Origin of the sequence: Ramlibacter sp. (assembly GCF_013697775.1) — a bacterium.
GTDB lineage: Bacteria > Pseudomonadota > Gammaproteobacteria > Burkholderiales > Burkholderiaceae_C > Ramlibacter.
In genome coordinates this window covers 1-3,296 of the sequence record NZ_JACCWG010000376.1, presented here as the reverse complement: position 1 = coordinate 3,296, position 3,296 = coordinate 1, and the positions used below count along the sequence as shown (strand labels likewise).

Here is a 3,296-nt window from a genome sequence, read left to right as displayed (position 1 = left end):
CGGCCGATCTCCTTCGAGAGCGCGTTGCGCCGCGCCTGCAGCTCTTCGGTATGCGTCTGCAGCGACTTGCGCTCGCCTTCGAGCTCGCCGAACCGCGCCGCGTCGAGGAAGGGCTGCGGCGACTTCCTCGTGTCCAGTCGGGCGATGACCTGCGCGAGGTCCTTGCGCAGGAGCGTGATGTCGAGCATGGAAGTGGCGGCGCGTGGAGGAGCAGGGAGCGGGATTGTAGGGATCGGGCTGCGCGCCACCGGGTTCCCCCGCCCTGCCGGCGCTGACACGCCGGAGAATGCGGCTGTCCACACTCCAGGGCGAAGCCCTCGGACCTCAGCCCTTGACGATTCCCATCGACTTGTCGCCCAGACCGAGCGGCAAGGGAAAGTGGACAGTCTCCGGCGTGCCCGCGAGGGTGCGCACCGACACGGCGCCGAGGGCACGCAAGCGCTCGATGACCTGCTGGACCAGCACCTCGGGCGCCGACGCGCCCGCGGTGACGCCGACGCGGCGCTTGCCCTCGAACCACGCCGCCTGCAGGTCGTCGGCGGCATCGACCATGTAGGCGTCGGCGCCGAGCCGCTCCGCCAGCTCGCGCAGCCGGTTGCTGTTCGAGCTGCTCGGGCTGCCCACCACGACGAGGACGTCGACGCCGGGCGCCAGCACCTTGACCGCGTCCTGCCGGTTCTGCGTCGCGTAGCAGATATCCTGCTGCTTGGGCTGGCGCACGTCGGGAAAGCGGCGCTGCACCGCGGCGAGGATCTCCGCAGCGTCGTCGACCGACAGGGTCGTCTGCGTGACGACAGCGAGCGGCTGGCCCGGCGCGATGTCGACGAGGGCGACGTCGGCGACGTCCTCGACGAGGTGGATCCCATGCTCGAGCTGCCCCATGGTCCCCTCGACTTCGGGGTGCCCCTTGTGGCCGATCATGATGAACTCGTAGCCGAGCTTGGCCAGCTTCGCGACCTCGACATGGACCTTGGTCACGAGCGGGCAGGTGGCGTCGAAAACCGAGAAGCCGCGTTCGGCGGCCTCCAGGCGCACCGCCTGCGAAACGCCGTGCGCGCTGAAGACGAGCGTGGCGCCGGGCGGCACCTCGGCCAGGTCCTCGATGAAGATCGCGCCCTTGTGCTTGAGGTCGTTCACCACGTAGGTGTTGTGCACGATCTCGTGGCGCACGTAGATCGGCGCGCCGAATTTCGCGAGCGCGCGCTCGACGATCTCGATGGCGCGGTCCACGCCGGCGCAGAAGCCTCGCGGCTCGGCCAGCAGCACTTCGTGCGGGGCGTTCATAACACTCCGATCACCTGCACCTCGAAGGTGACGGGCTGGCCCGCGAGCGGGTGGTTGAAATCGAACAGCACCGAGTCGGGCTTGCCGTCGCCGTCCTTGTCCTCGGCCACCTGGCGCACGGCGCCGGCGTACTGGCCCATGCCGTCGGGCGTGGGGAACTGCACCACGTCGCCCACGGCATAGTCTTCATCGGGGTCGCCCATTTGCACCAGCAGCTTGCGCGCCACCCACTGCACCATCTCCGGGTTGCGTTCGCCGAAGGCCTCGCCGGCCGGAATCTCGAAGCTGGCGCGCGCGCCCTCTTCCAGCCCGATCAGGCGCTGCTCCACCGCCGGCGACAGCTCGCCCGTGCCCAGCGTGAGCGTGGCGGGCTTGTCGTGGAAGGTATTGATGATGTCGCCGCCCGGGCCGGACAGGCGGTAGTGCAGCGTGAGAAACGAGCCCGCGTGGACGCGAAGCGAGGAGGAGGCCATGGAAGTCCCGATAAACTGGGCCTCATTGTAAGAACCATGCGCCTCAAAGACCTCCCCCCCGATGCCCAACCCCGCGAAAAGCTGCTGGCCCGCGGCGCAGGTGCGCTGGCCGACAGCGAACTGCTGGCCCTGCTGCTGCGCACCGGCACCGCCGGCAACGGCGTGCTGCAGATGGCGAGCCAGTTGCTGGACGAATTCGGTGGCATCGCCGGGTTGCTGCATGCCGACGTGGACGACCTCAAGCGCTTCAAGGGCCTGGGCGGCCCCGCCAAGCGCACGCAGCTGATCGCGGTGCTGGAGCTGGCGCGCCGCGCCATGGCCCAGCAGTTGCGGCAGCGCGAGGTGTTCGGCTCGCCCGAGGCCGTGAAAAATTACCTGCAGCTGCATCTGGCGCACCGGCCGCATGAGGTGTTCGCCGCGCTGTTCCTGGACGCGCAGAACCGGCTGATCGCCATGGACGAACTGTTTCGCGGCACCTTGACGCAGACGTCGGTCTATCCGCGCGAAGTGGTGCTGCGCGCGCTGCACCGCCAGGCCGCCTCGGTGGTGCTGGCGCACAACCACCCCAGCGGCGCGGTGCAGCCTTCGCGCGCCGACGAGGCGCTCACGCACACGCTGAAGGCCGCGCTCGCGCTGGTCGACGTGCGCGTGCTGGACCACGTGATCGTGGCGCCGGGCGGCGCGCTGTCGATGGCCGAAGCCGGCCTGATGTAGCAAGGACTGTCATGAAGGCGAAATCGCTGCAGGGACTCAAGGCCATCCGCGACAAGGTGGCCGAGCAGCAGCGTTTAGCCGCAGAGGAACAGTTGCGCCGCCAGGTGGCGCAGCGCCGCGCGCATGCCGACGCCACCCTGTTCGCCCGGGCCGCCGGCAAGGTGGAACCGCTGCGCCCGAACGGCCGCGTGCTGCTGGCCAACGACCCGCCCGCGCCGATTCCGGTACAGCGCCAGCTGGACGACCAGCGCGTGCTAAAGGAGGCCATCAGCGACGAGTTCGACGCCGGCACGCTGCTGGACGTGGACGACGCGATGAGCTTTCGCCGCCCCGGCGTCGGCACCGACGTGACGCGCAAGCTGCGCCGCGGCGAATGGAGCATCCAGGGCGAGATCGACCTGCACGGCCTGCGGCGGGAAGATGCGCGCGAGGCGCTCGCCGGCTTCGTCCGCGAGTCGTACCGCACCGGCTTGCGCTGCGTGCGCGTGGTGCACGGCAAGGGCCTGCGCTCCCCGGGCAAGACCCCGGTGCTCAAGGGCAAGGTGCACAGCTGGCTGATCCAGAAGAACGAGGTGCTGGCGTTCGTGCAGGCGCGGGGGGACGAAGGCGGTGCGGGGGCGGTCGTCGTGCTGTTGAAGCCTTCGGGCTGAGATCGCCTGCGTGGTGGCATCGGGCAGTGGCTGGGGTGCCCGGGCTCCGGGATCACGCTCGCGGGCGTCTGCCCTGGCGCGCGGACATCTCGTCGTCAACATGGTGGTGCCGCGCAAGCTCTGTAGCGACCGTGAATGGACCCTGCGCCCGGGCACCCCAACCACTGCCCTCCAC

4 protein-coding genes and 1 pseudogene are annotated in these 3,296 nt (G+C 69.8%); 2 read left to right on the top strand and 3 right to left on the bottom strand.

The window, feature by feature from the left end; translation table 11 throughout:
* The 3 genes and pseudogenes from H0U68_RS19115 to H0U68_RS19105 form a co-directional block, all read right to left on the bottom strand.
* Positions 1–188: pseudogene (locus H0U68_RS19115) on the bottom strand (serine--tRNA ligase); the annotation flags it as partial.
* Positions 189–324: 136 nt separating this feature from the next.
* Complete coding sequence (gene ispH, locus H0U68_RS19110) at positions 325–1,284, bottom strand: 4-hydroxy-3-methylbut-2-enyl diphosphate reductase (protein WP_296358491.1); 960 nt, start codon at positions 1,282–1,284, stop codon at positions 325–327.
* Positions 1,281–1,757 (bottom strand): FKBP-type peptidyl-prolyl cis-trans isomerase, encoded by a 477-nt coding sequence (locus tag H0U68_RS19105; RefSeq protein WP_296358490.1) that lies wholly within the window; start codon positions 1,755–1,757, stop codon positions 1,281–1,283. Before H0U68_RS19105 ends, ispH begins: the two co-directional genes overlap by 4 nt.
* A 36-nt stretch (positions 1,758–1,793) precedes the next feature.
* Between H0U68_RS19105 and radC the strand changes: the two genes are divergently transcribed.
* Positions 1,794–2,471 carry a DNA repair protein RadC gene (gene radC / locus H0U68_RS19100; protein ID WP_296358489.1) on the top strand — a complete coding sequence of 226 codons (678 nt, stop codon included), beginning with the start codon at positions 1,794–1,796 and terminating at the stop codon, positions 2,469–2,471.
* An 11-nt stretch (positions 2,472–2,482) separates the two neighbouring features.
* Entirely contained in the window at positions 2,483–3,121 is a 639-nt protein-coding gene (locus H0U68_RS19095) for a Smr/MutS family protein (protein WP_296358488.1), read from the top strand.
* Positions 3,122–3,296: the final 175 nt, after the last annotated feature.

Bases quoted from the DNA above. Each gene is read 5' to 3' on its own strand.
- ispH (WP_296358491.1), bottom strand. From the start codon at position 1,284: ATGAACGCCCCGCACGAAGTGCTGCTGGCCGAGCCGCGAGGCTTCTGC.
- H0U68_RS19105 (WP_296358490.1), bottom strand. From the start codon at position 1,757: ATGGCCTCCTCCTCGCTTCGCGTCCACGCGGGCTCGTTTCTCACGCTG.
- radC (WP_296358489.1), top strand. From the start codon at position 1,794: ATGCGCCTCAAAGACCTCCCCCCCGATGCCCAACCCCGCGAAAAGCTG.
- H0U68_RS19095 (WP_296358488.1), top strand. From the start codon at position 2,483: ATGAAGGCGAAATCGCTGCAGGGACTCAAGGCCATCCGCGACAAGGTG.